This is a genomic window from Nocardia sp. BMG51109 (assembly GCF_000526215.1).
Taxonomy (GTDB): domain Bacteria; phylum Actinomycetota; class Actinomycetes; order Mycobacteriales; family Mycobacteriaceae; genus Nocardia.
In genome coordinates this window covers 5,827,539-5,849,634 of sequence record NZ_JAFQ01000004.1, presented here as the reverse complement: position 1 = coordinate 5,849,634, position 22,096 = coordinate 5,827,539, and the positions used below count along the sequence as shown (strand labels likewise).

At 66.6% G+C, this 22,096-nt stretch carries 23 protein-coding genes; 6 read left to right on the top strand and 17 right to left on the bottom strand.

Translation table 11 applies throughout. The annotated features are described in order from the left end of the window. Positions 1-10: 10 nt before the first annotated feature. From D892_RS0127765 to D892_RS0127730, 8 genes are all read right to left on the bottom strand, one after another. Positions 11-1,021: a YafY family protein gene (locus tag D892_RS0127765; protein ID WP_024804369.1), complete on the bottom strand. Its 1,011-nt coding sequence runs from the start codon at positions 1,019-1,021 to the stop codon at positions 11-13. A 119-nt stretch (positions 1,022-1,140) separates the two neighbouring features. Next, positions 1,141-1,932 carry a methyltransferase gene (locus tag D892_RS44015; RefSeq protein ID WP_024804368.1) on the bottom strand — a complete coding sequence of 264 codons (792 nt, stop codon included), beginning with the start codon at positions 1,930-1,932 and terminating at the stop codon, positions 1,141-1,143. 3 nt (positions 1,933-1,935) lie between these two features. Further along, positions 1,936-2,952, bottom strand: a complete 1,017-nt coding sequence (locus tag D892_RS0127755) for a hypothetical protein (protein ID WP_156959712.1) — start codon at positions 2,950-2,952, stop codon at positions 1,936-1,938. Next, positions 2,940-4,232: a sugar nucleotide-binding protein gene (locus tag D892_RS0127750; RefSeq protein WP_198037006.1), complete on the bottom strand. Its 1,293-nt coding sequence runs from the start codon at positions 4,230-4,232 to the stop codon at positions 2,940-2,942. Before D892_RS0127750 ends, D892_RS0127755 begins: the two co-directional genes overlap by 13 nt. Before the next feature lie 4 nt (positions 4,233-4,236). After that, a complete protein-coding gene (locus tag D892_RS0127745; RefSeq protein ID WP_024804365.1) occupies positions 4,237-5,229 on the bottom strand; it encodes an amino acid--tRNA ligase-related protein in 993 nt (330 codons plus the stop codon). A gap of 4 nt (positions 5,230-5,233) precedes the next feature. Beyond that, the gene (locus D892_RS0127740) at positions 5,234-6,196 is read right to left on the bottom strand and encodes an LD-carboxypeptidase (RefSeq protein WP_084161259.1); all 963 of its coding nucleotides are present in this window, start codon (positions 6,194-6,196) and stop codon (positions 5,234-5,236) included. Between the two features lie 45 nt (positions 6,197-6,241). After that, positions 6,242-7,285 (bottom strand): radical SAM protein, encoded by a 1,044-nt coding sequence (locus D892_RS0127735; RefSeq protein WP_084161258.1) that lies wholly within the window; start codon positions 7,283-7,285, stop codon positions 6,242-6,244. Continuing rightward, positions 7,272-8,594 carry a radical SAM protein gene (locus D892_RS0127730; protein WP_198037005.1) on the bottom strand — a complete coding sequence of 441 codons (1,323 nt, stop codon included), beginning with the start codon at positions 8,592-8,594 and terminating at the stop codon, positions 7,272-7,274. The genes D892_RS0127735 and D892_RS0127730 overlap by 14 nt, the downstream gene beginning before the upstream one ends. 403 nt (positions 8,595-8,997) lie before the next feature. On the opposite strand from D892_RS0127730, the gene D892_RS49760 reads away from it, so the two are divergent. The 4 genes from D892_RS49760 to D892_RS0127720 are packed head-to-tail and all read left to right on the top strand — an operon-like array spanning position 8,998 to position 11,342. Next, positions 8,998-9,225 carry a PEP-utilizing enzyme gene (locus D892_RS49760; RefSeq protein WP_084161256.1) on the top strand — a complete coding sequence of 76 codons (228 nt, stop codon included), beginning with the start codon at positions 8,998-9,000 and terminating at the stop codon, positions 9,223-9,225. A gap of 59 nt (positions 9,226-9,284) precedes the next feature. Continuing rightward, positions 9,285-9,440, top strand: coding sequence for a carboxymuconolactone decarboxylase family protein (locus D892_RS49755; RefSeq protein WP_369801839.1), 156 nt, complete (start codon positions 9,285-9,287; stop codon positions 9,438-9,440). Further along, positions 9,400-10,440: a tryptophan--tRNA ligase gene (gene trpS / locus D892_RS0127725; protein ID WP_369801778.1), complete on the top strand. Its 1,041-nt coding sequence runs from the start codon at positions 9,400-9,402 to the stop codon at positions 10,438-10,440. Before D892_RS49755 ends, trpS begins: the two co-directional genes overlap by 41 nt. After that, positions 10,440-11,342: a phytanoyl-CoA dioxygenase family protein gene (locus D892_RS0127720; RefSeq protein ID WP_024804360.1), complete on the top strand. Its 903-nt coding sequence runs from the start codon at positions 10,440-10,442 to the stop codon at positions 11,340-11,342. Before trpS ends, D892_RS0127720 begins: the two co-directional genes overlap by 1 nt. A 316-nt stretch (positions 11,343-11,658) precedes the next feature. Here D892_RS0127720 and D892_RS0127710 read toward each other — a convergent pair whose 3' ends face one another. The 9 genes from D892_RS0127710 to D892_RS0127670 form a co-directional block, all read right to left on the bottom strand. Next, positions 11,659-12,003 carry a DUF4286 family protein gene (locus tag D892_RS0127710; protein ID WP_024804358.1) on the bottom strand — a complete coding sequence of 115 codons (345 nt, stop codon included), beginning with the start codon at positions 12,001-12,003 and terminating at the stop codon, positions 11,659-11,661. 18 nt (positions 12,004-12,021) lie between these two features. Further along, on the bottom strand, positions 12,022-12,324 hold the full coding sequence (locus D892_RS0127705; RefSeq protein WP_024804357.1) for a hypothetical protein: 303 nt from the start codon (positions 12,322-12,324) through the stop codon (positions 12,022-12,024). A 22-nt stretch (positions 12,325-12,346) separates the two neighbouring features. After that, positions 12,347-13,855 (bottom strand): class I adenylate-forming enzyme family protein, encoded by a 1,509-nt coding sequence (locus D892_RS0127700; protein WP_024804356.1) that lies wholly within the window; start codon positions 13,853-13,855, stop codon positions 12,347-12,349. Positions 13,856-14,034: 179 nt separating this feature from the next. Continuing rightward, positions 14,035-14,637: a hypothetical protein gene (locus D892_RS0127695; RefSeq protein ID WP_084161255.1), complete on the bottom strand. Its 603-nt coding sequence runs from the start codon at positions 14,635-14,637 to the stop codon at positions 14,035-14,037. A 25-nt stretch (positions 14,638-14,662) separates the two neighbouring features. Further along, on the bottom strand, positions 14,663-15,838 hold the full coding sequence (locus tag D892_RS0127690) for an acyl-CoA dehydrogenase family protein (RefSeq protein ID WP_024804354.1): 1,176 nt from the start codon (positions 15,836-15,838) through the stop codon (positions 14,663-14,665). After that, on the bottom strand, positions 15,822-16,820 hold the full coding sequence (locus D892_RS0127685) for an acyl-CoA dehydrogenase family protein (RefSeq protein ID WP_024804353.1): 999 nt from the start codon (positions 16,818-16,820) through the stop codon (positions 15,822-15,824). The genes D892_RS0127690 and D892_RS0127685 overlap by 17 nt, the downstream gene beginning before the upstream one ends. A 128-nt stretch (positions 16,821-16,948) precedes the next feature. Then, positions 16,949-17,428: a MarR family transcriptional regulator gene (locus D892_RS0127680; protein WP_036570052.1), complete on the bottom strand. Its 480-nt coding sequence runs from the start codon at positions 17,426-17,428 to the stop codon at positions 16,949-16,951. 373 nt (positions 17,429-17,801) lie between these two features. After that, a complete protein-coding gene (locus tag D892_RS0127675; protein WP_051499926.1) occupies positions 17,802-18,614 on the bottom strand; it encodes an LLM class flavin-dependent oxidoreductase in 813 nt (270 codons plus the stop codon). Between the two features lie 50 nt (positions 18,615-18,664). Beyond that, positions 18,665-19,501: a mycofactocin-coupled SDR family oxidoreductase gene (locus D892_RS0127670; RefSeq protein ID WP_232236188.1), complete on the bottom strand. Its 837-nt coding sequence runs from the start codon at positions 19,499-19,501 to the stop codon at positions 18,665-18,667. Positions 19,502-19,895: 394 nt separating this feature from the next. Here D892_RS0127670 and D892_RS42255 point away from each other — a divergent pair, with 394 nt between their 5' ends. Together D892_RS42255 and D892_RS42250 are read left to right on the top strand one after the other, a co-directional pair. Further along, positions 19,896-21,149, top strand: coding sequence for an amidohydrolase family protein (locus D892_RS42255; protein WP_036567523.1), 1,254 nt, complete (start codon positions 19,896-19,898; stop codon positions 21,147-21,149). 20 nt (positions 21,150-21,169) lie between these two features. Continuing rightward, positions 21,170-22,072 (top strand): acyl-CoA thioesterase II, encoded by a 903-nt coding sequence (locus D892_RS42250; protein WP_051499190.1) that lies wholly within the window; start codon positions 21,170-21,172, stop codon positions 22,070-22,072. The last annotated feature ends 24 nt before the right edge of the window (positions 22,073-22,096 follow it).

Here is a 22,096-nt window from a genome sequence, read left to right as displayed (position 1 = left end):
GACTGAGCTGTTAGGGGCGATCGAGGTTATGGCGAGTCATTGCCCGTGGTCTGATATCGCCGACGCGGGTCGGTTCCTCGCTGTCTGCTTGCAATCGGCCGGAGCTGTGTGCATCCGCCAGTCGTTCGGCTGCTCGTGCGATCGTTGATCGCAGTGCTTCGGGTTCGAGGATCGTGACGTCGCCAGCGTAGGAGAGCGCGAGCGGTATGAGCCATTCGTATCGGTCGACCATCATTTCGGCGATCCAGTAGTCCGGATGTTTTTCGATCTTGTTTTCGCGTTTCCAGTTGAAGTTCTCGAATTCTGGAATAGCGGCGAGGCCGATGCGGATGACGACCTTGGTCGTGCCTTTGCCGAAGTCTTCCAGTTCTTTGTCCCAGGCGGCGAGGAGGTCGAAATCAGAGTCGCGGTCGAATTGTTCGCCGGTTTCGGTGATGTCGACTATCCGCTGCAGCCGGATTCGAATGAACCGATGGGTCGTTGGTACTTGACCGAATACGTACCAGACGCCTCCTTTCCAGATTATCCCGTATGGGTCGAATGGGCATTGTTCGAGTCGCGACTCTGCGCGTTCGGTGTAGATGAGGATCAGTCGTGAGTTGGAGAAGACGGCGTGCCGGACGTCTTCGAAATGGGGCGGCTTTTCCTCGGTGGTGTACCATTCGCGGTTGTCCACCAAGATTCGGTTCCGTGCGTCCAGGAGCGCTAGATAGTCGTCGCGGTGGAGCGAGGTTTCCGCGACTTTGACGATCTCGTCGCCGGGAGCGTTCTCGGGCTCGGGGGTTTGTACGCCGGCGCGCTCGAAGAGGTTGGCGAAGCCGTGGTCGATCGACAGGCCGGAGGCGCCGACGGCTTGGTAGTCGAAGGTGAAGCCGCCGCGGCTGCCGGGTATCGACTTGATGGGGACGCCGAGGTTCTGTAGCCGGGATATGTCGCGGTATACGGTGCGGAGGTTGACGTCGAGTTTTTCGGCGAGTTCGTCGCCGGTTGCCTTGCCGTGGGCGTACAGCAGCAAGGCCAAGGCGGAGAGCCTTGTGCCGATGCTTCGTTGCCGCTGACTTACTTTCATGGACTGTCACCCGCTTCGGGTCAGGACGAGTCCTGCCTGCTTCTGGTTGCTGCCTTCCGGTCGTCGTGGTGTCACCGCTCGATCAGAACGATGCTAGCCGGTCCGCAGTGCCTGACCGACGTGTGCCATCCGGGCTCCAGGTGTTGCAGTACGGCCGACGCTTGCCCGGCTCCGAGTTGCAGCACCATGGCTGTGCAGGACGATGCGCTGTGCTGGAGCCTGGTGATGGTGTCGGTGATCAGGTCCAGGCCGCCGTGTCCACCGTCGACTGCGGTTGTGGATGCGTAGGCGGTGAAGCGCTTGGGGAGCGTGGCGACGTCAACTGAAGGGACGTAGGGCAGGTTGGCGACGACGACCTCCACGCCATCGAGATGGTCTGCGGCGGCCCGCACGTCTGCCTGGACAACGTCTGCCCGACGATCCAGGCCGAGCCGGGCCACATTGTCACGGGCGCAGGCGCAGGAAAGGGCATCGACGTCGAGGAAGAGTCCGGATCTGGTCTCGCATTCCAGGAGCGCGGCTATACCGAGGACGCCGGAGCCGCTGCCGAGGTCAGCGATCACCTGTCCCCGGGTGGCTGTCACCTCGCGGATGGCCTGGATCATCGGTGCCGTCGCACAGCCCGGCGGCATGACGTTCGGCCATATGTCGACGACGGTGTCGCGATCCGGGACCGGATAGCAGCCGAAGACGTGATAGGGGGATTCGCCCTGTCGCAGCCGGTCGACAATGGTGAGCTGCGTGTCGATGGGTTCCAGATCGGCCATCGCGAGCGCGAATTCGGCTTCTCGTTCGAGGTCGTCGGTGCCGCCGTCGGTGAGCGCTTTCCTGATGGCGGTGGACAGATCGTAGGTGTCGAGCATCGGTCACAACCTGATGAGGGGGTCGAGCCATTCGGGTCCGTCGCCCCGTTCGCGCCGCCAGAACAAGCTCTCGAACACCGCGTGTACCGCGAGCATGGTGAAAGGCGACCACCGTTTCTGGCAGAACCGGATCAGCTCGGGCGGTGTGGCCTCTTGGGAGTCGAACAGTACTTTGGTCAATATCTTGTGCTCCCATGGTGATACGTGGTCGAACTGGTCGAGGCATTTGAGCCATTCGAAACTGATGTATCCGGCCGACGCCGGTCCCACGCCGTAGATCTCCTTGAGTGCCTGTACTGTGTCGCTGGGGTTTCCCTGGGTGAGAAGGTCATCGGTCAGGGTCGGATTATCGAGAAAGTGGCGTGCCAATCGGGTCACTGTTTTTGCGCGATAGCCGAGTTTCAGCTCGCGCAGTCGAGCCTCGCCGATGTCGGCAAGCTGATCGGGCCGCCCCAGTCCCCAGATCGCTTGCCCGGAGGGGAAGGTGTATCGGGTGCCGAATTCGAGTGCCAGTGTATTCATCATCTGGACGGTGCGTCGGACGACGGTGTTTTGGAGCACTGTGCAGATGATGAGGAATTCGAATAGGGAGAAGGGGCTGCTGGGACGTGCGCCGACCATGCGGCGCGGAAGATCGCTGAGAATGGTGTCTTGTTCCCAGATGGCCTCGTATCCGTCCAGGCCCACAGTGAACCCCAGCCGGCGCTGGATTTCGTCCAGAACGCGCGGATGGTTCTGGTCATCGGCGCTGGAACTCTTCGGCCGGTATAGCGTGATATCCACATCGTTCGAGCCGTCGAGGTAGTCGATGATGCAGCCGTAGTTTTGCCCGGCTACCTCGGTGACGAACTGATATGTGCCGGTACCGCGGACCTCGATCGGGCTCGGGAAGTGTGAGGGCTTGTTGAGTGTGGCTTCGGCGTCGAAGGGTGGGTCGACGGTGACGTGTTTGCTGTAGACGTCGATCAGCGGTGTGGTCGGAGCGTGTGGATCGGGGTCGGTGGTGATCATGGTGCCCAAGGCAGTGTTCTCCTTTCGCAGGTATACGCCGAGACAGGCCACAGTGCCGTTCGTACTGCGAGCGCGGTCGCCCATCCGTGTCGTTGTGCTCCGGTAGTGATCTCGCGGGAGTCGTCGTACAGCGTCACCGTCCGGTGGCCTGCCAGCGTGTGGACGATGTGCGCAAACGCCGGGCCGGGCTTCTCGGCTGCGTCGCGTTCGGAATTGATTGTCCGGTCGAAGATGAGGTCGAGCCGGTACCGTTCGACCCATTTTTCGAACGACGCCTGCTTGCCGTTGTTGGCGAGGATCTTGATCGCGGGTGCTCGGCAGACCGTCGTCCACAGCCGCCAGTTCGGTGCGTACATGTCGGCCAGAAGGCCGGGATCGTCGACAAGCCGCCCCTGCTGCGGGAGGCGTGATTCCTCAGCCGTCCAGAGCAACGGGTCGGGATGCTTCCATGTCCGCGCGCCGAGAAGCACACCGACGCAGTCGAACACGCGAAGCTCCGTGCCGTGGTCGGCGCGAGGGGATCGGAACACCTCGGTGGGATGCCGGACTGCGCCGGAGGGTTCGGCGACGAGGACGGGACCGTCACGGCGTTCGGTGGCCAGCACCGGCCGCACGGTGAATCCCCATCGGAGGCTCGCGAGTTGGTGAAATTCATAGTCGGACAACGTGGCTGGTCCGACAACGTGGCGGATGCCTCGCTCGTCCCTGTCGACCATCTGCTTGACGGCACGGACCAGGTCCGGCACGTAGGTCGGTGTGGTGTGGCGGTTGTCGCTGGCGTTGATCGTCTCGCCCGCGCGAAAGGTTCGGCCGCGGGTGCCGTCGTCATCGTAGAGGCCCGACACCCGGACGATCAGGGACTGCGGCGCTGCCGCGAGCACCCGACGTTCTCCGGCTGCTTTGGTATGCGCATAGGTGGAGTCGGGTGAGCATGGTGTATCCGGCGACAGCCGGCCGGGCTGGGAGAATACGTAATCGGTGGAGAAGTAGACGAACTTGCGAGCCACTTCCGCCAGGCGTGCCGGGACGTCGCAGTTGATGCGGCGCGCTGCAGTGGGTGCGGCGATGGCGGCTTGGCGCCCACCAACGTTCGCGCAGTAGAAGACGATCGCGTCGCGGCACACCTCGGCCACGGCCTCAACGCCATCGTCCTCGAGGAGATCGGCCACTTCGGCATCCGGCTCATCGGCGGAGCGGACGACGCCGATGGCCGCGACCTCTTGGCTGACATCGTCGAGAAGACGACTCCCGAGGTAACCTCCTGCCCCGATCACGACAACCGGTGCCACAGCGTCAGCCCTCCGGGAAAATAAGCACACGCTGGATATCGTTGCCGGACACCAGGGCCGCGATACGGTCGATCCCCATGCCGGTGGTGAAGGTGGCGTCGGTCATGGTGTCGAGATCGGCGAAGAACTCCTCCGGCAGGTGGTTGCCGTCGAGCCCCAGCTGCGTTTCGCGGTAGGCGGCGTTCGTCTCGTACACCTGCCGGTACTCGGTCGAGCCCCGGAACTTGATTCCCCCGTCCGAGCACTCCACGCCGTTGACGACGGAGGAGGCCCGCAAGGCATGCCTCGGTTGCCCGCTCTGCCCGGACTCGATGGTACAGACGTGGCACAGTTCGGCGGGGAAGTGCGTAATGATGGTCGGCAGTGTGCACGCCGGTTCCACCGCGTGCTTCATGATGTCTTCCAGCACTTCCCAACTCGTCACATAGGGCCGCTCGGGGGTGATGCTGTGGGCGGTGAGCCACCGCTTCGAGTCTGCGATCAGTTCGTCACCGTGCGAGTCGATTCCGGTTGCCTGCTCGAGGATGTCGCGCCATCGCTGGGTGACGATGCCCCGGAAGGCCGCGCCGTTGCCGTAGACGTCATCGGCCGCTGGGCCGATGGCCTCGGTGTAGAGCCCACGGATGAGGTCGATGCCGTTCTCGTAGGTGAAGCGACGGAACACGAGTTCCAGTACCAGGAATTCGCTGGCATGCGAGGGACTGCGGCGATCGGCTCGGATGGCCTTGCCGATCTCGAAGACGCGGTCGTGGGCGATCGACACCCGCCGAAGATGGTCCTCCATGCAGTGCCGCAAGTACCACCGCTTGCCGGTGTGCGGGTCGGTGGTGGTCCACTGGTCGACCGGCGCTCCCTCGCGGGTTGCCTGCAAGACCGGCATCGGCACTTCGAGCGCCCCCTGCTCACGCAGGTAGGTACGAATTCGCCAGGTCAGGTTTGCTTTGAATTCAACGATCTTCTTGATGTCAGGGTGGGTGGCGACCGGGAAATGTGGCATTGTTCTACTCTCGTGATAATCGCTTCCAGCCGGTGAGTCTGCACGTCGCTGTGCTGTCGGTGACATCGACGACGGCAGTTTTTCCGAGCGGCCACGTCACATTGTCGACGTTGTGCCCGATGTCAGCATTACTAATGATCGGGAATCGGCCACGCAGGCCGAGAACATCGAGGAGGAATCGGTCGATCGGGACAACCTTGTCAACACCATAAAAGGGGTCTCCCAGGGTGTCGACACGCCCGACAATCATGGCCGCCAAATCGGCGAACGCTCCGGCGTTCGACAACTGTGTCAAGTTCTGGGCGACGGCATGCAGCGGGTCCATGCTTTCCCAGAACATGATCTTGCCGGACCAATCGGGCCACCACGGAGTGCCGGCGAGCGAGGCGAGCCCCTTCAGGTTTCCGCCGAGCAGCGTCCCCGAGCCAGTACCGGTCTGTACCGGGCGCCAGCCACCGCGGCCGGTCAGGTCGAGGGGGTCATCGTTGACAGCGGCGATGAACGTGCGCTCGGCGATCTCGAAGCCTCCTTCGGCGAAACGGCCGAACCCGAAGGTGGCGTCGCAGGCAGCGTGGTAGGTGACGAGGCCGGTTCTCTCCGTGGTGATCAGGGGGATGATCGAGCTGTCGCTGAAGCCGAACAGCTTGGTCCCGCCGGCGGAGACGCGCTCGAAGTCGATGTGATGAAGCAGCTGCGAGGCGACGTGTCCTCCGATCGACGGAATGATCGCGTCGACGGCCGGGTCCGAGCACAGTTCGTAGAGGTCACTCACCCGGTCGGTGGGCGACGCGGAGGCGTGGAACCACGAGCCTCGGCAGTGCTTGGATTCGACAACAGCGAATCCATCGGCACGGAGCCTTGCCACGCCTTTGTCGAACAATTCCACCTTATCCGGAGCATCCGAAAAAGACCCCGACGGGGAATATATTCCGATGGTCGGTGCCTGGCCCGCGCGCTCGTCTGTCATGTCTGTGTAGTCTCCTTCCGGATTACATCGAAATAGCCGCCATGCTTACACCTTTGAGCGACTGATGTCGTACAACGGTAGCCCAAGGTGGTGGGTGGCGCGGAGCGTTGCGAAGGAACGTGCATCGGGCGTCGCCGCTTCGACATCAGAAAGGACGTTTCGAAGAAGTCGGTCTATTTCGGCGGGATCGGCTTCTTGTGGGAGATGGACACCGAGGTCGTCCCGGTTGCTCGGGCACGTCGTGATCCACCCCTCGACGGAATGCTTGATCCCGTAGATGCCTTCCTGGCAATAGGACGAGCAGCCTTGACACTTGGGTGCCCGCATGGTCGCGCCGAACGAGTCCTTGACTCTGATATCGAATCCATCGGCGTCGAACCAGTAGAACGTGCAACCGAACCTCTCTTGGACGGCCGGGTCGCCGTACCACTTGCGCAGGAGGTCGAGCACCTGGGAGGTGGGGACGAAATCCGCCAGCCATTCCTGGCGGCGGCTGGGGGTGTAGTAGAAGTCCAGCAGGCTCAGATGGAGCCGACTGTCCGGCACACCCGATACCATCGATCGGGCGAAACCGATGGTGTCGCGGAGATCGTCCAGGGTGCGACGCATGAGCACGACGTTGATACCGACCGGCACTCCCTCGCCGAGCGCCCATTCGATGGCAACCCGCGCGTGATCCATGGTGTAGCTCCGGCCGGTGATCAGCCGCAAGTCACTTTCACGGACCGTGTCGAGCGATACCTTCATCAGGTCGATATGCTGGCGCACAACGTCTTTCACCCGGTCGAGCCGCGCACCGTTGGTGGTGAGTTCGACGCGGTCGAAGTGCGGGCGGACTTCCTCGATGATCCGGTCGAGGTCGAGCCGCAACGTCGGCTCACCGCCCGTGAACGAGACGCCGCGAACACCGGCGGCAGCGATCGAGCGCAGATTCCGGATGTACGAGTCTGTCGACAATCGTTGTCCCGCAAGATGGTCCGGGACACGGTTCTCCATGCCCTCCTCGATCGGGCAATACGTGCAGCGGAGGTTGCAGGACCGCCATACCGACGCGCGGACGTAGACGGGATCGGGCTTAGGCTTCGACATAAGGGGACAGCTCCTCGTTTGCCTGGCGGATTCGTTGCTCCCACTCGGCCGCGTGCAAGACTGGAAGGTGGGCGAAGTAGTAGTCGATATCCGCCCACTCCCGCAGGGTCCTGGTCGGCAGCAGGAGGTTCTTCTTCGTCAGCAGCGTCGCCATCGGCGTGCCCGGCCACGGCTCCAGGAAGTGGATCTTCGCCTGGTGCAGAGGCGAGACCGCACGGATCGCGAACGCCGCGTCGATCGTGCGCTGGTAGTGCGATTCATCGGCACCCGGCCACCCGACGATGAAGGTGAACATGCCCGCAATCCCGTGCGCGGCAAGCCGATCGGCGATGAACGGGATGCGATCGACCTCGTAACGCTTGCCTGCCAGGTTGACCAATGACTGGATCGGGCTCTCGAGACCGACGAGCACGCGGCTCAACCCCAACTCCGCGAGTTCGGCGAGCCGCCGTTCGTCAATATGGATCAAATCGTCCGGATGAATGGTGGCCGCCCACGGTACCGAACGGACCTCGCTGAGCCGCCGGGCGAACGCCAGCCCACGGTCGACATCATGCAAGAAGTTCGGATCGTGCAGCTTCAGCCCGTCGGCCCGCGCCCGGTCGATCAGCTGCCCGGCCATAGCAGCGCAGTCATCGACATCGTAGGTCAGCCATGAATGCTGCGAGGTAGTCGGCTCCGAACAGTAGGTACAGCGGCGCAGGCAACCCTCGGACGTGATGAGGTTGACCGACCGCTCACCGATCGCCTGGTCGGCATTGACGTAACCGTCCCACGACTCGATCAGCGACAGGTCCGGCCGGAATCGCGTTGCAGCCGTGGGTTGTTTGAGCTTCGTCACTCGTAGCAGGCTGCTACTCCCGCGGCCGTCGAGGATCGCCGGCGCCTCCTCACCGGCCACCAGGGACGCGATCGACCGTCCGAACACTTCGGCACCGAACCCCATGATGACGTGGTCGACGAACGGCTCAGCCCGGACGTCGGCCGGGAACAGTGTCGGGTGCGGCCCGCCCCAAAACACCCGCGCGCCCAGCTCTTTCGCCGTCTCGCTGGCGCTGATGGCGTCTTTGATCGCGTGCCCTGTCATCACCGACACCGCCACGACCGACCCGGGCGTGATCGCCTGTACCAGCTGTTCGTGCCACTGGCTGTCTCGGCGAGCGTCGATGAGCACTGCCTCATCGACATCGGGTTTGGCGTGGCCGTTCAGCAGCAGCGCCCACCACGGGCACCAGACCTGCTCGGACCCGCTCTGGTTCCGATAGTTCTTGTCAGCCTGCAACCGCGGCTGGAAGTAGACGATCTTCACGGCGCTGCCCCGTCCGACGAACACCTCGGCACAACGCCCACCGGACCGAGCCGCCCACATGGCCCCCAGAGTCTCATTCCTCAACCATGACAGATTATTGTCAGGTATACAAGGTATATATGACTCATTGCTGTCAGTTTTATTCGCGGTCGTACCGAGTGGCCGAGCAACGCGATTCGCCGGAACCGGTTGGGAAACAGGGTTTCGGCGAGCGATAGCCGTCGAGGACGACCAGGCTGGCTGGGCAAAGCGGCCGGCCTCATGGAGCCAGTTCGGTGGCTAGCTGGACACCCCACCGGGTGAACGGACGGCTGAGGCTGGGTGGCAGGCCACGGGCGCGGCTCCCGGTACAGCGTGCGGACCACTGCGGGTGCTGCGGACTCAATCCGACATCGACCGGCTGATGCCTGGCGATATCGCCGTGGTTCCCGACTCCGGTCCGGTGTGGGGATGGCTGGCGGTGGCCGGAATTGGTCTCATCGTCGAGCACGGCGGGCTTCTCGGTCATGCCCCGGCGTTGGCGAGGGAATGCGGCACTGCGTGTGTCGTCGGTGCTCATGGCCTCGGCGAACTGGTGAGAGAGGGCCGCGTTGTTAAGGTATCAGGCGACACGGGAGAGGTGACCTGGTGAACGCTGGTCAGCCCTGGTATCGCGCGAAACCCCCAGATCAGATAGTCCGGGACGCGCTGATGATGGCAGCACGTAAACGCCGGGAGGGATGCGACGCCTGCGTTGACGCCTACGTCGACCTCGCTCGTGACCACGGAGCGACTGACGCCGACATTGCAGCGGCGCTGGGCGACGATGCAGCAGACGGGAAGGGAACCTATGACAGCGGCAGGTAAGAAGCGCGTCCTGAGCGGAATTACCGCGACCGGACGCCTGCACATCGGCAACTACATCGGCGCGATCAACCAATGGGCCGACAACCAGAGCGAATATGAAAACTTTCTGTTCGTGGCCGACCTGCACGCGCTGACGATTCCCGAAGCCGTCGCGGGCAAGAACCTCCGCGCCCGGGTAGAAGAAATCTTCGCGCTCTATCTCGCCTGCGGCATCGACCCCGAGCAGTCGACCCTGTTCGTGCAAAGCGACGTCGCCGAGCACGCCGAACTGACCTGGCTGCTGACGTGCGTCACTCCGGTGTCGTGGCTCGAGCGCATGACCCAGTTCAAGACGAAAGGAAAAGTCGCGGATGTCGACGCGGGTGTCGGTGCGGGGCTGCTGTGCTATCCGGCACTCCAGGCCGCCGACATTCTTCTCTACGACCCCGACCTTGTGCCGGTCGGCGAGGACCAGAAACAACACGTCGAAATCACCCGGGATATCAGCCAGCGATTCAACGCGATGTACGGCGAAACCTTCAAGCTCCCTGACGTGATGATCCCCAAATCCGGCGGCCGGATCATGGGCTTGGACGATCCCACCGCCAAGATGAGCAAGAGCACCGCCGAAAAGAGCCCCGGCCACGCTATCGGGCTGCTCGATCCGATCGGCCAGGCACGCAAGTCGATCATGCGAGCAGTGACCGATTCCAAGTCCGGTGTGGACTTCTCCGATGAACTCGCCCCCGGCGTGACCAACCTGCTCACGATCTTCGAGTGCTTCACCGGCACGACCCGGGACGAGAGTCGTGAGCGATTCGACGGCGCCGGTTACGGAGTGCTCAAAGGCGCGGTGGCCGACGCGGTGACCGAACGGCTCGGCGACATTCAGCGCCGCTATCACGACATCGCCGACGACCGCACCCACCTGAACAAGCTGCTCACCCAAGGTGCCGAACGAGCGCGGAACCTGGCCGCGGACAAGCTTTCCCAAGCCTACCGAGCCGCAGGACTCCGGTAATGATCCCGGCCGCCAGCCCTGCCGATGTCGCTTCGCACGTCGAAGCCTTCATCGAGCAGGGCTACCGGCATTTCCAGAACGTCTACAGCACCGAACAGGTCGCGATGTTCCACGACCTCTACCACAGAGCGGTAGCCGACTGGCAGTTCAGCAACGGCACCGACGACGACCCCGGCGCAGTCGGCGGACTCCTGGAGCGCTACCCGCGTGAAGTGCTGCCCGCCGTTGCTCATCCGATGTTGCTGGGATTCGCGGAAGCGGTGATGGGACCCTTCGTCCAGCTCGACTCAGCGGTACTCAACAGCGATGCGCCGGCTGGAGCCGAAAGCCATGGGCGGCCGGTGATGTGGCATCGCGACCGATTCGGGTCCGTGCCGTCAGGGACGTATCAACGGCCGCCGAGCATCGTGTTCCTGTCGTACCTCCAGACCATGACCGACGACGCCGGACCGCTGCGGGTGATACCAGGATCGCACCGCGAGCCCCGGCTGGTACCCGAAGAACGGCTATACGATCCCCAGGCCGGTGAGGTGCTGATCCGAGCCGAGGCAGGCGATACCGTCGCCATCCACAACCAACTGCTGCACTCGGGCACCCGGAACAGCGGCACAGCCGATCGGCGGTTCTTCGGGTTCATCTACAACCTGTCCACACTGCGGCAAGAGGACAACTTCGCCGGTCCCAACTGCCGGGCGCTGGTCTCGTCGGCACAGCAGACCCACGACCGACGCCTACAGCGGCTGCTCGGCGACGACCCGCTCATCTTCCCGCGTCAGAACAGCGGTTTCACCGAAGAACACCACCGTGATTGGGCACGGTGGAACGACGAAGACACCCGGTACGCGAAGGAAGCCGAAGACGCCGCCGCGACCGCTGCGCGGGTACGCACACGTCTTGGTTGACCAGAAGTTCATGGGCCGCAGTGATGCGGCCTCGGCTCAGCCTGTCATGCCAGCAGCGGAGGGTGGAGCAGGGCACGGTGTACCGCTGGAATATCCGGAACGGGACCGGGGTACTGACTCGGCCGGACGGCCCGCCGGTGTGGTTTCACCTGTCCAGCGTCGAGCAGGGGGGCGTACTCGCGTTGAACGAAGGCGACACGGTCGACGTCGAGATCGAAGACATTCCGCAGGGGGACTACGAATGCCGGGCCGTATCCGTGCGAAGGCACGCTCAGTAGCATTCATTCCGGCCGCACTGTCGGCCATCGTGGCCGCGCTACTCTGCCGTATGCGGCTCGCCTCGGGGGCGCCATACCGACACAGCAAGGGTCGACATGTCCAGGGCCGGGCTGAGTCCGATCTCTCCGCTTCCCGCGCGCTCGACGAACTCCTTGACGACCTCGTCCGGGGCGCCGGTCAGGTCGTAGACCGCCAGGTACCGGTGTGCCGGGGCGCCGCCGGTCGAGGAGGCGGGGACGACGTCGAAGCGCCGGCCGCCGACCACGCCCGGGACGGCGGTCACCTGGGCGAGGTGCTCGGTGTCGTACCACTCGTTGAAGGCGTCCTCCTGGCCGGCGACGGGGTTCGAGAACACCAGCATCTTGGCTCCGGAATCCGCCACGGTCGCCCCCTCTTTCGGTCAGTCGCTGGCGGGCAGCGGCTTGGCTTCCTTCAGCGCCAGCGGGGTGGCGCCGACGCTCAGGGTACCGGCGCCGGGCTTGGTCACCAGGACCTCCGCGCCGGATTCGTCGACGTAGCGCTTGCCCAGCAAGCTGCCGTCGGCGAAGTTCGCGTCCAGTTGTGCGCCGGCGGCGGGTTCCTCGCCGATCGGGATCATCGCGATGCCGCCGGCCCGCAGATCGTCCAGACTGTCGGCCGCCTTCACCACGATCACCTCGGTGTCGCACACCTGGCTCCGCAGCCGAGTACCGTTGTTGACCATTGTGTTCCTTTCCTGACGCCGATTACCTGCTCGGCGTCGCATCCACGGCGGGGCCGTATTCCTCGACGAGGGTGCGCCGCAACACCTTTCCGGTCGGCGTCACGGGCAGCGCGTCCCGGAACACGACCCGGTCCGGCGTGCGCGAGCCGCGCAGGCCGGCGCGGACGTGTTCACGCAGCGCGTCCGGGTCCGGGGTCGCGCCGGCGCGCGGCACCACCACCGCCACGATGATCTGCCCCCATTGCGCATCCTCCACGCCGACCACCGCGACCTCGTGCACGTCGGGGTGCTCGACCAGTACGTCCTCGATCTCGGCGGGCGCGATGTTCTCGCCGCCCCGAATGATCGTGTCGTCCGAGCGGCCGCCGAGATACAGGTAGCCGCCGGCGTCGAGCATCGCGACGTCCTTGGTCGGGAACCAGCCCTCGGCGTCGAGCACCGAGCCGATCCCGGTGTACCGGCCGGACACCTGCGGCCCCCGGACGAACAGCTCGCCGGTCTCCTCGGCCCCCAGCACCCGGCCATCGCCGTCGCGGATCTGCACCTCGATGCCGGGCACCGGCTGCCCGACGGAGCCGAGCCGCCGCGCGACGGCGGGATCGTCGGCGCCGTGCGCGGCCCGATGGTCGTCGGGACCGAGCACCGCGATCGTCGAACTCGTCTCGGTCAGCCCGTAGGCGTTCACGAAACCGACCTCGGGCAGCAGCTCGAGGGCCTTGCGCACCAACGGAAGTGCCACCTTGGATCCGCCGTAGGCGAAGTTGCGCAGCGTGGGCAGCCGCGTGCCGGAGCGCTCCAGCTCGGCCACGATGCGGTCGAGCATGGTGGGCACAACCGTTGCGGTAGTGACCGATTCGCTGTCGATCAGGCTCACCCAGCGACCGGCATCGAACGCGCGCAGGTACACCATCCGGCGCCCGGCGTACAGATTCGACAGCGCCGCACTGATTCCCGCGACATGGTAGGGCGGCACGCAGATCAGCGCGGCGTCGGCAGGCTCGGCGGAGGCGAACTCGACCGTTCCGGTGATGTAGCTCAGCAGATTCTGGTGTGACAGCTCGACCGCCTTGGGTGTCGAGGTCGTCCCGGAGGTGAACAGCACCACCGCCACCTGCTCGGGATCCACCGCCTCCGATACCGGGTCCGCCGACCCGGCCGCCGCGACGAATTCCGCCGAACGCATGGTACGGACACCGAATTCGGCCACGATATCGTGGTACTCGTCGTCGCACACGAGCAGCGGATCGTCGAGCCGGCCGATCAGCTCACGCAGCGATTCGGCGCTGAGCCGATAGTTCAAGGGCGTCACGGGAACTCCGGCACCGGCCGCGGCGAAGATCAGCAGCGGCAGCATGTGCCCGCCGGTTCCCACGTAGGCCACGCCGCGGGCGCCCGAGGCCGCCACGACACCGGCCCCGCCCTGCGCGAGGGCGTGCAATTCGCCTGTGGTCCACCGGGTTTCGTCGCAGACGACGGCGGTCCGGTCCGGATCGCCGGACAGCGCCATATCGAGCAGCAGCGATACCGTCATGGCCGCACTCCGTCGGCTTCCGGCACGCACGCGGCGCGCTCCCCCGCGATTCGCTCATTGTGTCGGCTCATTCGCACCCTCTCCGCGAGCACCGCGCCCCGGGCAACGACCCCGGGCGCGGATCGGTCGGCAGATTCTGTGATATCGCCATTCTCCTTTGGCGAGAATATCATATTCACTCAGCCCGCCGAGATCAGATCCGCGCCGCCCCACGGGCCGGTGAGCAGCAGTTCCCCGCATCGGAGCCGTTCCGTACCGCCGATCTCGGCGGTCGCCACCCCGGCCGCCGCCAGCGCGGCGCGCTTGAAGGCCCGCGCGGCCACGCTGAGCCGGTGCTGCACCACGTCCAGCCGGCCGGCCAGCTCCGCGGGCAGGTCCCCATCGCACAGCGCGACCTCGATCAGGCCGTGGTCCAGGCACTCCAGCACGCCGCGCCGCACCCGGGCGTCGGTGGTGTACAGCTCCGGCGCGATCGCGACGGCGTGCGGCCAGATGTCGTGCACCGGCGTGGACAGCGACGCCTCCAGGTCCAGCACGGTGGCGCCGAGGATCTCCAGCGACCGCGCGCCCGAGGTGTCGGAGGCATCGGCGAGCACGACGGTCACCTCCCAGCCGGCCATCGTCCGGTCGCACACGAAACCGCCGATGGACCGCGTCACCTCGACGGCGTTCGAGCCGACGACCGCGAGACGGTAGCGCAGCAGATGTTCGCGGGAGTGCGCCCGCCGGCCCGCGATCGGATTTCCCGCACCGGCCCTGCCGGTCTCGGATCGAGCAGCCATGATGTTCCGTCCTCGGTAGCGGATATCAGCCGCGCGGCAGTCCGAGCACTCGCTCGGCGATGATGGTGCGCTGAATCTCCGAGGTGCCGCCGGCGATGGTGCCGGCGAAACTGCGGATGTAGCGCTCGAACCAGCCGGCCCAGTAGTGATCGAGGGTCCACGGACTCGGCTCGGCGCTGGCCGTCGGGTGCAGAAGTCCTTGCTCCCCTGCGGAATTCAGCGCCGATTCGGAGGCCGACTGGATGGCCTCGGACCCGATCACCTTCAGCACCGACAGCGACGGGACGTCCTGTTCCCCGCGCGCCTCCCGCGACAGCGCCGCCGAACCGAGCAGCTTCAGCGCCTCGGTATCCATCACCAGCTGGGCGAAGGCGTCCCGGTCGTTCGTGTCCCGGGGATCGAAGTCGCGGATCAGATCGTCCAGCCGGTCGGCATAGCTCAGCCACAGCATCGTGCGCTCGTGACCGAGCGAGCCGTTGGCCACCGCCCAGCCCTTGTTCAGCTCGCCGATCAGATTCTCCGCCGGCACCCGGACACCCTCGAAGTAGACCTCGTTGAAATCCAGATCGTCCGGGGAGCTGATCGAGGGGAACGGCCGCCTGGTCACCCCGGGCAGGTCGGTCGGGATCATCAGCACGCTGATCCCCCGGTGCTTGGGCGCGTCCGGATCGGTGCGGACGAAGGTCAGCAGCACGTCGGCGTCGTGGGCACCCGACGTCCACACCTTCTGCCCGTCCACCACGAACTCATCACCGTCGCGCACCGCCCGGGTGCGCAGCGACGCCAGGTCGGAACCCGCTCCGGGCTCGCTCATCCCGAGCGACGCGGTGATCTCGGCCCGCAGGATCGGCACCGCCCAGCGCCGCTTCTGCTCCTCGGTGCCGAACGACAGCAGCGAGGCCGCCACGATGCCGACGCCCTGCGGGTTGAAGCTGTGATAGATCCGCCGGTTGGACAGCTCGGCCAGGTGCACGTACTGCTGCAGCACCGAGGCGTTGCGGCCGCCGAACTCCGGCGGATTCGCGGGCAGCAGCCAGCCGTTGTCGAACAGCAGCCGCTGCCAGCGCCGGGACCATTGCGGCACATCGGAACTCGAATGCGACCGCTCGCTCGTCTCGGACGCGGCGGGCAGATGTTCGTCGATGAAGGCGGCGAATTCCGCGCGGAACTCCTCGACCTCGGGATCAAACGTGAGCTGCACGGTACTCCTCGGCGATCAGTGCCCGGTGCTGGGCCGCGCCGCCGAGCATCAGCTCACCGGCCTTGGCCCGCTTGAGCGCGAACTGTAGGTCGTTTTCCCAGGTGAAGCCCATCGCGCCGAACAGCTGCAACCCGTGCCGGAACACCAGCGACTGGCACTCGCCGGCCGACGCCTTGGCCATGGAGGCCGCCAGCCGCCGCCGCGGGTCGTCCGCGGCCAGGCACAACGCGGCGAAATAGCCGAGCGCGCGGGCCCTTTCGATGGCGATGTGCATATCGGCGGCCTTGTGCTTGACCGCCTGGAACGAACCGATCGGCGCGTCGAACTGGCGGCGGGTGCGCACGTGCTCGAGCACGAGATCCAGAATGCGCTGGCAGGCACCGACGGTCGTGAGCGAGAGGCCGGTCAGCGCGTGCTGGCGGGCGCGTTCGGGATCGATGTCGACGCGATCGCCGGCGGTGACCCGAAACCCGGCCACGGCGACCTCGGCCACGTGCAGCACCGGATCGAACACCGCGCTGCGCGTCGCCACCACCGCCTCGGCCGGCACGACGAACACGCCCGCGTCGGTGACCACGGCCAGCCGCTGCGCCCGGTCGCCGTCGAGCACGAAACGCGCCGCGCCGTCCAGCCGCCACCCCGCGCCGTCCGCGGTGGCCGTGATGCCGGAATACACTGCGGCACCCGGCTTGTCGATCCGTTCCGACTGCGGGACCAGCGGCGCGAACTGCGACACGGTGGCCAGGAACGGAGTCGGGTCGGTGGCGCGGCCGAGGCCCTCCAGCACGATACCCAGCTCGACGGTCAGGGCCGGATCGGTCAGTTCCGTCCAGCCGAGGTCGACGTAGGTCCGCCACAGCCCATCGGGCTCGGCGTCCTTGTCGACGATGTCCCGGACCAGCCCGGGCGGGCATTCCCGCGCCGTCACCTCGCGCACCGTGTCGCGCAACAGTCGCTGGTCGGCGTCGAACTCGAAGAGCATCGCGGCCTCCCTTCCTTCGCAGCCTCACATGCTCCGTTTGATGTCGCGCGCATCCCGAATCCGGCATGCGCACACCGTTTGAGAATAGCATTCTCTGATTGGGAGAGTACACTTTCGACGCTTGGGCGTCAGACCGCATCGACCTCCGACACCCGGCTCGTCGCCCGGGACAGCGCCGCGTTGAAGTCGCGCACGAAGCCCAGCAGCGCGGCCAGCGCCTCGTCATCCTTCGGAAGGCTGTCGCCGAGGGCGGCGAGTTCCCCGAACAGCGGCGCCACCGCCACCTCCGCGCGGACCGCGATCAGTTCGACCCGCACCCGGCGCCGATCGTCGGGATCCTTGCTCCGGCGCACGTAACCCGCGCGTTCGAGCCGGTCCACGACGGTCGTGATGGCCCCGCCGCGCGCGATGCCGAGCAGTTCGGCCAGCTCGCCCGGGGTGAGCGCGCCGCGCATGCGCAACAGGTTCAGGCAGGTCAGATCGGTGACGGTGATGCCGAGCCGGGACGCGACCGCCGAATACAGCATCACCGTCCGGGTGGTCTGCACCCGCAGTTCCTCGCGCAGCTCACGCACGATCTCGGCCCGCGTCGCGGTTTCCGACGGCATCACGGCCTCCTTCCCGCCGCCCCTGCCGGCCCACGGAGCCATCCCGAACCGCCGGACCGGTCGACAGCCCTGTCACGTACCATTCAGAGAATACCATTCTCACTATTAGGTAAGTCCAATCTCTTGGGTTGTCGACAGAACCCGCCCTTCCCGGCTTGGCGGCAGGTCAACCGCTGGTCAGCCCCGGCGTTTCCCGGCCGGGGTCCGTGCTGCGGCCGTGTTGCTGGATTCCGGCCGAAGGCACGCCGGAATGACGCGAGGGGCGCCCACCGGAGGACACACGGAACGACAGGGCGTGCCGAAGGGTGCGCGGGTAGCGGCGGATGATGGTGTGGCGGCGGTAGTTCCGGTCGGGAACGCACGGCCCGCCCGGTTACCGACCGGCCGTTGCGACGACCTGCCGCACGACAGTCTCCCCGAACTCGGCCAGCGTCGCGGCCGGGGCGAAGTCGGCGAACCAGACGTAGAACCGTTCGACGCCACGGCGATTCAGGTCGGTGAAGTAGTCCGTCAGCCGATCGGCGTCGCCGCAGAGCAGACCGTCGCCGAGATATCCGAAGCGGCGCGTGCTCCGTTCGCGGACCTCGTCGGCCGATTGCCCGCGGCCGACGAAACCGACCATCTGCTGCACCGACACCCGCGCCCGGCCGACCGAGGGGGCCAGCTCCCGCAACCGCCCGATCTCGGTCACCGGGAGATTCCACCAGGTCGCGTACTTGCGGACCAGTTCCAGCGTCCCCGCGCCGGTCCCCCCGATGACCAGGGGTATCGGCGTAGTGGGTTGCGGCACTTGAGCGTTCGCCGATCCACCCCAATACCCGGTCATGGCCTCCAAGCTCTCCGCCAGCCGCTCGCGCCGCTGCGCCGCCCGCGCCCGGGTGATGCCGAACCGCACCAGTTCCCGCGGCACCGACCCCGAACCCAGGCCGAGTTCGAATCTCCCCCCGGACGCTTCCTGCAGTGTCACAGCCTGTTTCGCGAGGACCGCCGGATGCCGGAACGCATCGCACAGCACCAGGTGGCCGATCCGCAGCCGCTCGGTCCGCGCCGCCACCCAGCTCGCCACGGTCATCGCCTCCCAGAGGGGCTGATGTTCGGCCCCCGGCGCCTCGAGGTGGTCGATGAACGCCATCCCGTCGAATCCCGCGGCCTCCGCGGCCCGCGCCCGCTCCACGATGTCCGTCATGGGCAGCCGGACCTGCGGCAGGAACAGGAAGAATTCGACCGGCCCGCCCGTCACAGCGCCAGTCCGCCGTCGACGGGCACCACCGCACCGGTCATGGCGGTGTTCTCGGTCCCGGCGAGGAAGGCCAGTACCCCGGCGATCTCCGCGGGCTGCAACAGCCGGCCGACGGGTTGCTGCCGGGCGAACCGTTCGGCCTCCGGCAGGTCGTAGATGCGCGCGATCTCGTCCAGCAGCGCGGTATCGGTGTTACCCGGACTGACCGCGTTCGCCGTGACACCGGTATCGGCGAGTTCCGCCGCCAGCGCCCGGATCAGCCCCGCCACACCGGCTTTCGCCGCACAGTAGGCCGCCAGCCGCGGCAGGCCCTTGGTCGCCGCGGCCGATGCCACGGCCAGCAGCCGTCCCGATCGCGGCTCGGGGCGGGCCAGCAGCGCCGGCACCGCCGCCCGGGCCAGGTTCACCACCCCGCCGAGGCAGACGTCGAGCACCGCCCGCTCCTGCTCGACCGGCATGTCCCACAACGGATCACCGCCCGCGATCACACCGGCGGCGGCGACGGCGGCGTCCAGCCCGCCCCAGGTGTCCACGGCCTCGGCCACCGCCGCGCGCAGCGCCTCCGGATCCCGGACGTCGGCCACGAACGGCCGCACCGCCCCGACCCGGTTCACCCGGCCGCCCGCCTCCGTGGCGACCGCGAGCAGTTCCTGCTTGGTCCCCATCGAATACGTCAGCGCCGGATCGTCGGCCGCCACATCGACCGCCAGCACCGACCACCCGCGGTCGGCCAGCGCCAGCACCGTCGCCGCGCCGATCCCCCGGGCCGCCCCGGTCACCACCGCGACCCGGCGATGTCCACCGGCGTCCACTATTCCCCGAGCCCGCACCACCGCACTACCTCCCGGCCCCGCGCGGGGCCGCCAACCTCTTCGACCAGCGCCTCGTCCGCGATCAGCGCCTCGACGAGCTCGATGTCGTTGTCGAACATGGCGACTCCCGGATCGTGCCCACGGCACCACCACCGGATGCCGACGGAAATACTATTCTCACTTTACGGTAATCGCATTACATTAAGGATAACAAGAACGGGCCGGCCGCCGCCGGAACCCGATCCGGTCGCCCGGCCGCCCCGGGCCCGGCCGACGCCCGCGACGTGGGCCGCCGACACCACCCTGGCGATCCGGCCGATCGCGAGAGTATGATTCTCTTCGACGGAGATTGATCGTCTCGCACTGCGATCGAGGTCGATCCATCCGAGAGACCGTACGACCAGCGAGGAGTCACGTGAACATCGACGACATGATCCTGGTGAGCATCGACGACCATGTGGTCGAGCCGATCAACATGTTCGACGGCCACGTCCCGAAGAAGTGGGCCGACCTGGCCCCCAAGGTGATCGTCGACGAGAAGGGCGTCGACCGGTGGGTCTACCGGGACAAGCCGACCGGCGTCACCGGCCTCAACGCCGTGGTCTCCTGGCCGGCGGAGGAATGGGGCTACGACCCGGCCGGCTACGCGGAGATGCGGCCGGGCGTCTACGACATCCACGCCCGGGTCCGGGACATGAACGCCAACGGCATCCTCGCCTCGATGTGCTTCCCCACCTTCGCCGGATTCAGCGCGGGCCACCTCAGCCACTTCAAGGACGAGATCACCGTCGCGATGATCCAGGCCTACAACGACTGGCACATCGAGGACTGGGCCGGCGCCTACCCGGGCCGGTTCATCCCGCTGTCGATCCTGCCGCTGTGGGATCCGAAGCTGGCCATCGCCGAGATCGAGCGGGTGGCCGAGAAGGGCTGCCACTCGGTGTCCATGCCCGAGCTGCCGCACCTCGACGGCCTGCCCAGCTATCACGACATGGACTACTGGGGTCCGGTGCTCTCGGCGCTGGCCGATCACGGCACGGTGATGAATCTCCATATCGGCCAGGGCTTCCGGGTGCTGAACCTGGCGCCGAACGCGCCGATCGACAACCTGATGGTGCTGGCGCCGAGCGTCTCGCTGATCGCCGCGCAGGATCTGCTGTGGGGCCCGGCCTTCCGCAACCACCCGGGCCTGAAGGTCTCGTTCTCCGAGGGTGGCGTCGGCTGGATCCCGTTCTTCCTGGACCGCTCCGACCGGCACTACACCAACCAGAAGTGGCTGCGCCGCGACTTCGGCGGCAAGATGCCCAGCGAGGTCTTCCGCGAGCACGCGATCGCCTGCTACGTCACCGACCGCAACTCGCTGAAGATGCGCTACGACATCGGCATCGACAACATCGCGTGGGAGTGCGACTACCCGCATTCGGACTCGATCTGGCCGAACGCGCCCGAGTTCGTGCTCGAGGAGCTGAACGCCGCCGGCGCCACCGACTCCGATATCAACAAGATCACCTGGGAGAACGCCTGCCGGACCCTGAACTGGGACCCGTTCGCGCACATCCCGAAGGAGCAGGCGACGGTGGGCGCGCTGCGGGAGCAGGCCAAGGACGTCGACACCTCGACCACGTCCCGCAAGGAGTACGCCGAAGCCTACGCACGGCGGGCGGGCTGATCGGGCGCCGGGCGGAGCCTATGGGCGCACAGCGCCGGACGGCGGAGACGCAGCCCGTACCGTGGAGCCAGCGCCGATTGCTCGAGCTGATGGACGTGCGGCCGCAGGGCACGGGCCACTACCGTGCCCCGGCGCACGGGCCGACGGTCCGCAATGTGGTCGAGGCCGGGCAGATGCTCGGCGACGCGGTGGTCGCGGCCGCGAAAGAGGTTCCGGGACAACGGGTCACCTCGGCCTCGATGATCTTCTCGCGGGTCGCCGAACACGAGGCGCCGCTGGACATCGGGATCGACGTGCTGCGCTCGGGCCGCACCTTCACCACCGCGCACGCCCGGATCCACCAGCACGACAAGCTGTGCTGCGCCGGCATGGTCCTGCTCGACGCCGGCGCCCCCGACCTGGTGCGCGCGGTGGCGGACCTACCGCGGGTCACCGGGCCCGAACGGCTGCGGCCGATGGCCATCCCGGGCACGGAGGTGGAGGGCCGGGACATCCGTGTGGTCGACGACGCCTACGACCCCGACCCGGATCGCATCGGCCCGCCCGAACTGTACGTCTGGACGCGGTTCCGGGACGCACCCGAGCACGAGTACCTGCACGCGGCGCTGCTGAGCCAGTCGACCACGCACTGGACGGTCGCCGCCGCCATGCGCCCGCACGCCGGCCTCGGCGAGGCGATGGCACACCGGTCGGTCTCTACCGGAATCACCATGGCCACCGTCACGTTTCACGATGACGTGGACGTCACGCAGTGGCTGCTGTACGCCACCCGGGCCACCTATACCGGCCGCGGGCAGGCGCACAGCGAGGGACGGGTGCATACGCGGGACGGGCGGCTGGTCGCCTCCTACACCGTGCACGCCATGCTCCGCGGGTTCCGGGCCTCCGGCGGGTCCGGCACCGAATCCGGCTCGCTACTCTGACGCCGCCCGTTCCACACCTCCGAC

Bases quoted from the DNA above. Each gene is read 5' to 3' on its own strand.
- D892_RS44015 (WP_024804368.1), bottom strand. From the start codon at position 1,932: ATGCTCGACACCTACGATCTGTCCACCGCCATCAGGAAAGCGCTCACC.
- D892_RS0127745 (WP_024804365.1), bottom strand. From the start codon at position 5,229: ATGCCACATTTCCCGGTCGCCACCCACCCTGACATCAAGAAGATCGTT.
- D892_RS0127740 (WP_084161259.1), bottom strand. From the start codon at position 6,196: ATGACAGACGAGCGCGCGGGCCAGGCACCGACCATCGGAATATATTCC.
- D892_RS0127735 (WP_084161258.1), bottom strand. From the start codon at position 7,285: ATGTCGAAGCCTAAGCCCGATCCCGTCTACGTCCGCGCGTCGGTATGG.
- D892_RS49760 (WP_084161256.1), top strand. From the start codon at position 8,998: ATGCCTGGCGATATCGCCGTGGTTCCCGACTCCGGTCCGGTGTGGGGA.
- D892_RS49755 (WP_369801839.1), top strand. From the start codon at position 9,285: ATGATGGCAGCACGTAAACGCCGGGAGGGATGCGACGCCTGCGTTGAC.
- trpS (WP_369801778.1), top strand. From the start codon at position 9,400: ATGCAGCAGACGGGAAGGGAACCTATGACAGCGGCAGGTAAGAAGCGC.
- D892_RS0127720 (WP_024804360.1), top strand. From the start codon at position 10,440: ATGATCCCGGCCGCCAGCCCTGCCGATGTCGCTTCGCACGTCGAAGCC.
- D892_RS0127705 (WP_024804357.1), bottom strand. From the start codon at position 12,324: ATGGTCAACAACGGTACTCGGCTGCGGAGCCAGGTGTGCGACACCGAG.
- D892_RS0127700 (WP_024804356.1), bottom strand. From the start codon at position 13,855: ATGACGGTATCGCTGCTGCTCGATATGGCGCTGTCCGGCGATCCGGAC.
- D892_RS0127695 (WP_084161255.1), bottom strand. From the start codon at position 14,637: ATGGCTGCTCGATCCGAGACCGGCAGGGCCGGTGCGGGAAATCCGATC.
- D892_RS0127685 (WP_024804353.1), bottom strand. From the start codon at position 16,820: ATGCTCTTCGAGTTCGACGCCGACCAGCGACTGTTGCGCGACACGGTG.
- D892_RS0127680 (WP_036570052.1), bottom strand. From the start codon at position 17,428: ATGCCGTCGGAAACCGCGACGCGGGCCGAGATCGTGCGTGAGCTGCGC.
- D892_RS0127675 (WP_051499926.1), bottom strand. From the start codon at position 18,614: ATGACGGACATCGTGGAGCGGGCGCGGGCCGCGGAGGCCGCGGGATTC.
- D892_RS42250 (WP_051499190.1), top strand. From the start codon at position 21,170: ATGGGCGCACAGCGCCGGACGGCGGAGACGCAGCCCGTACCGTGGAGC.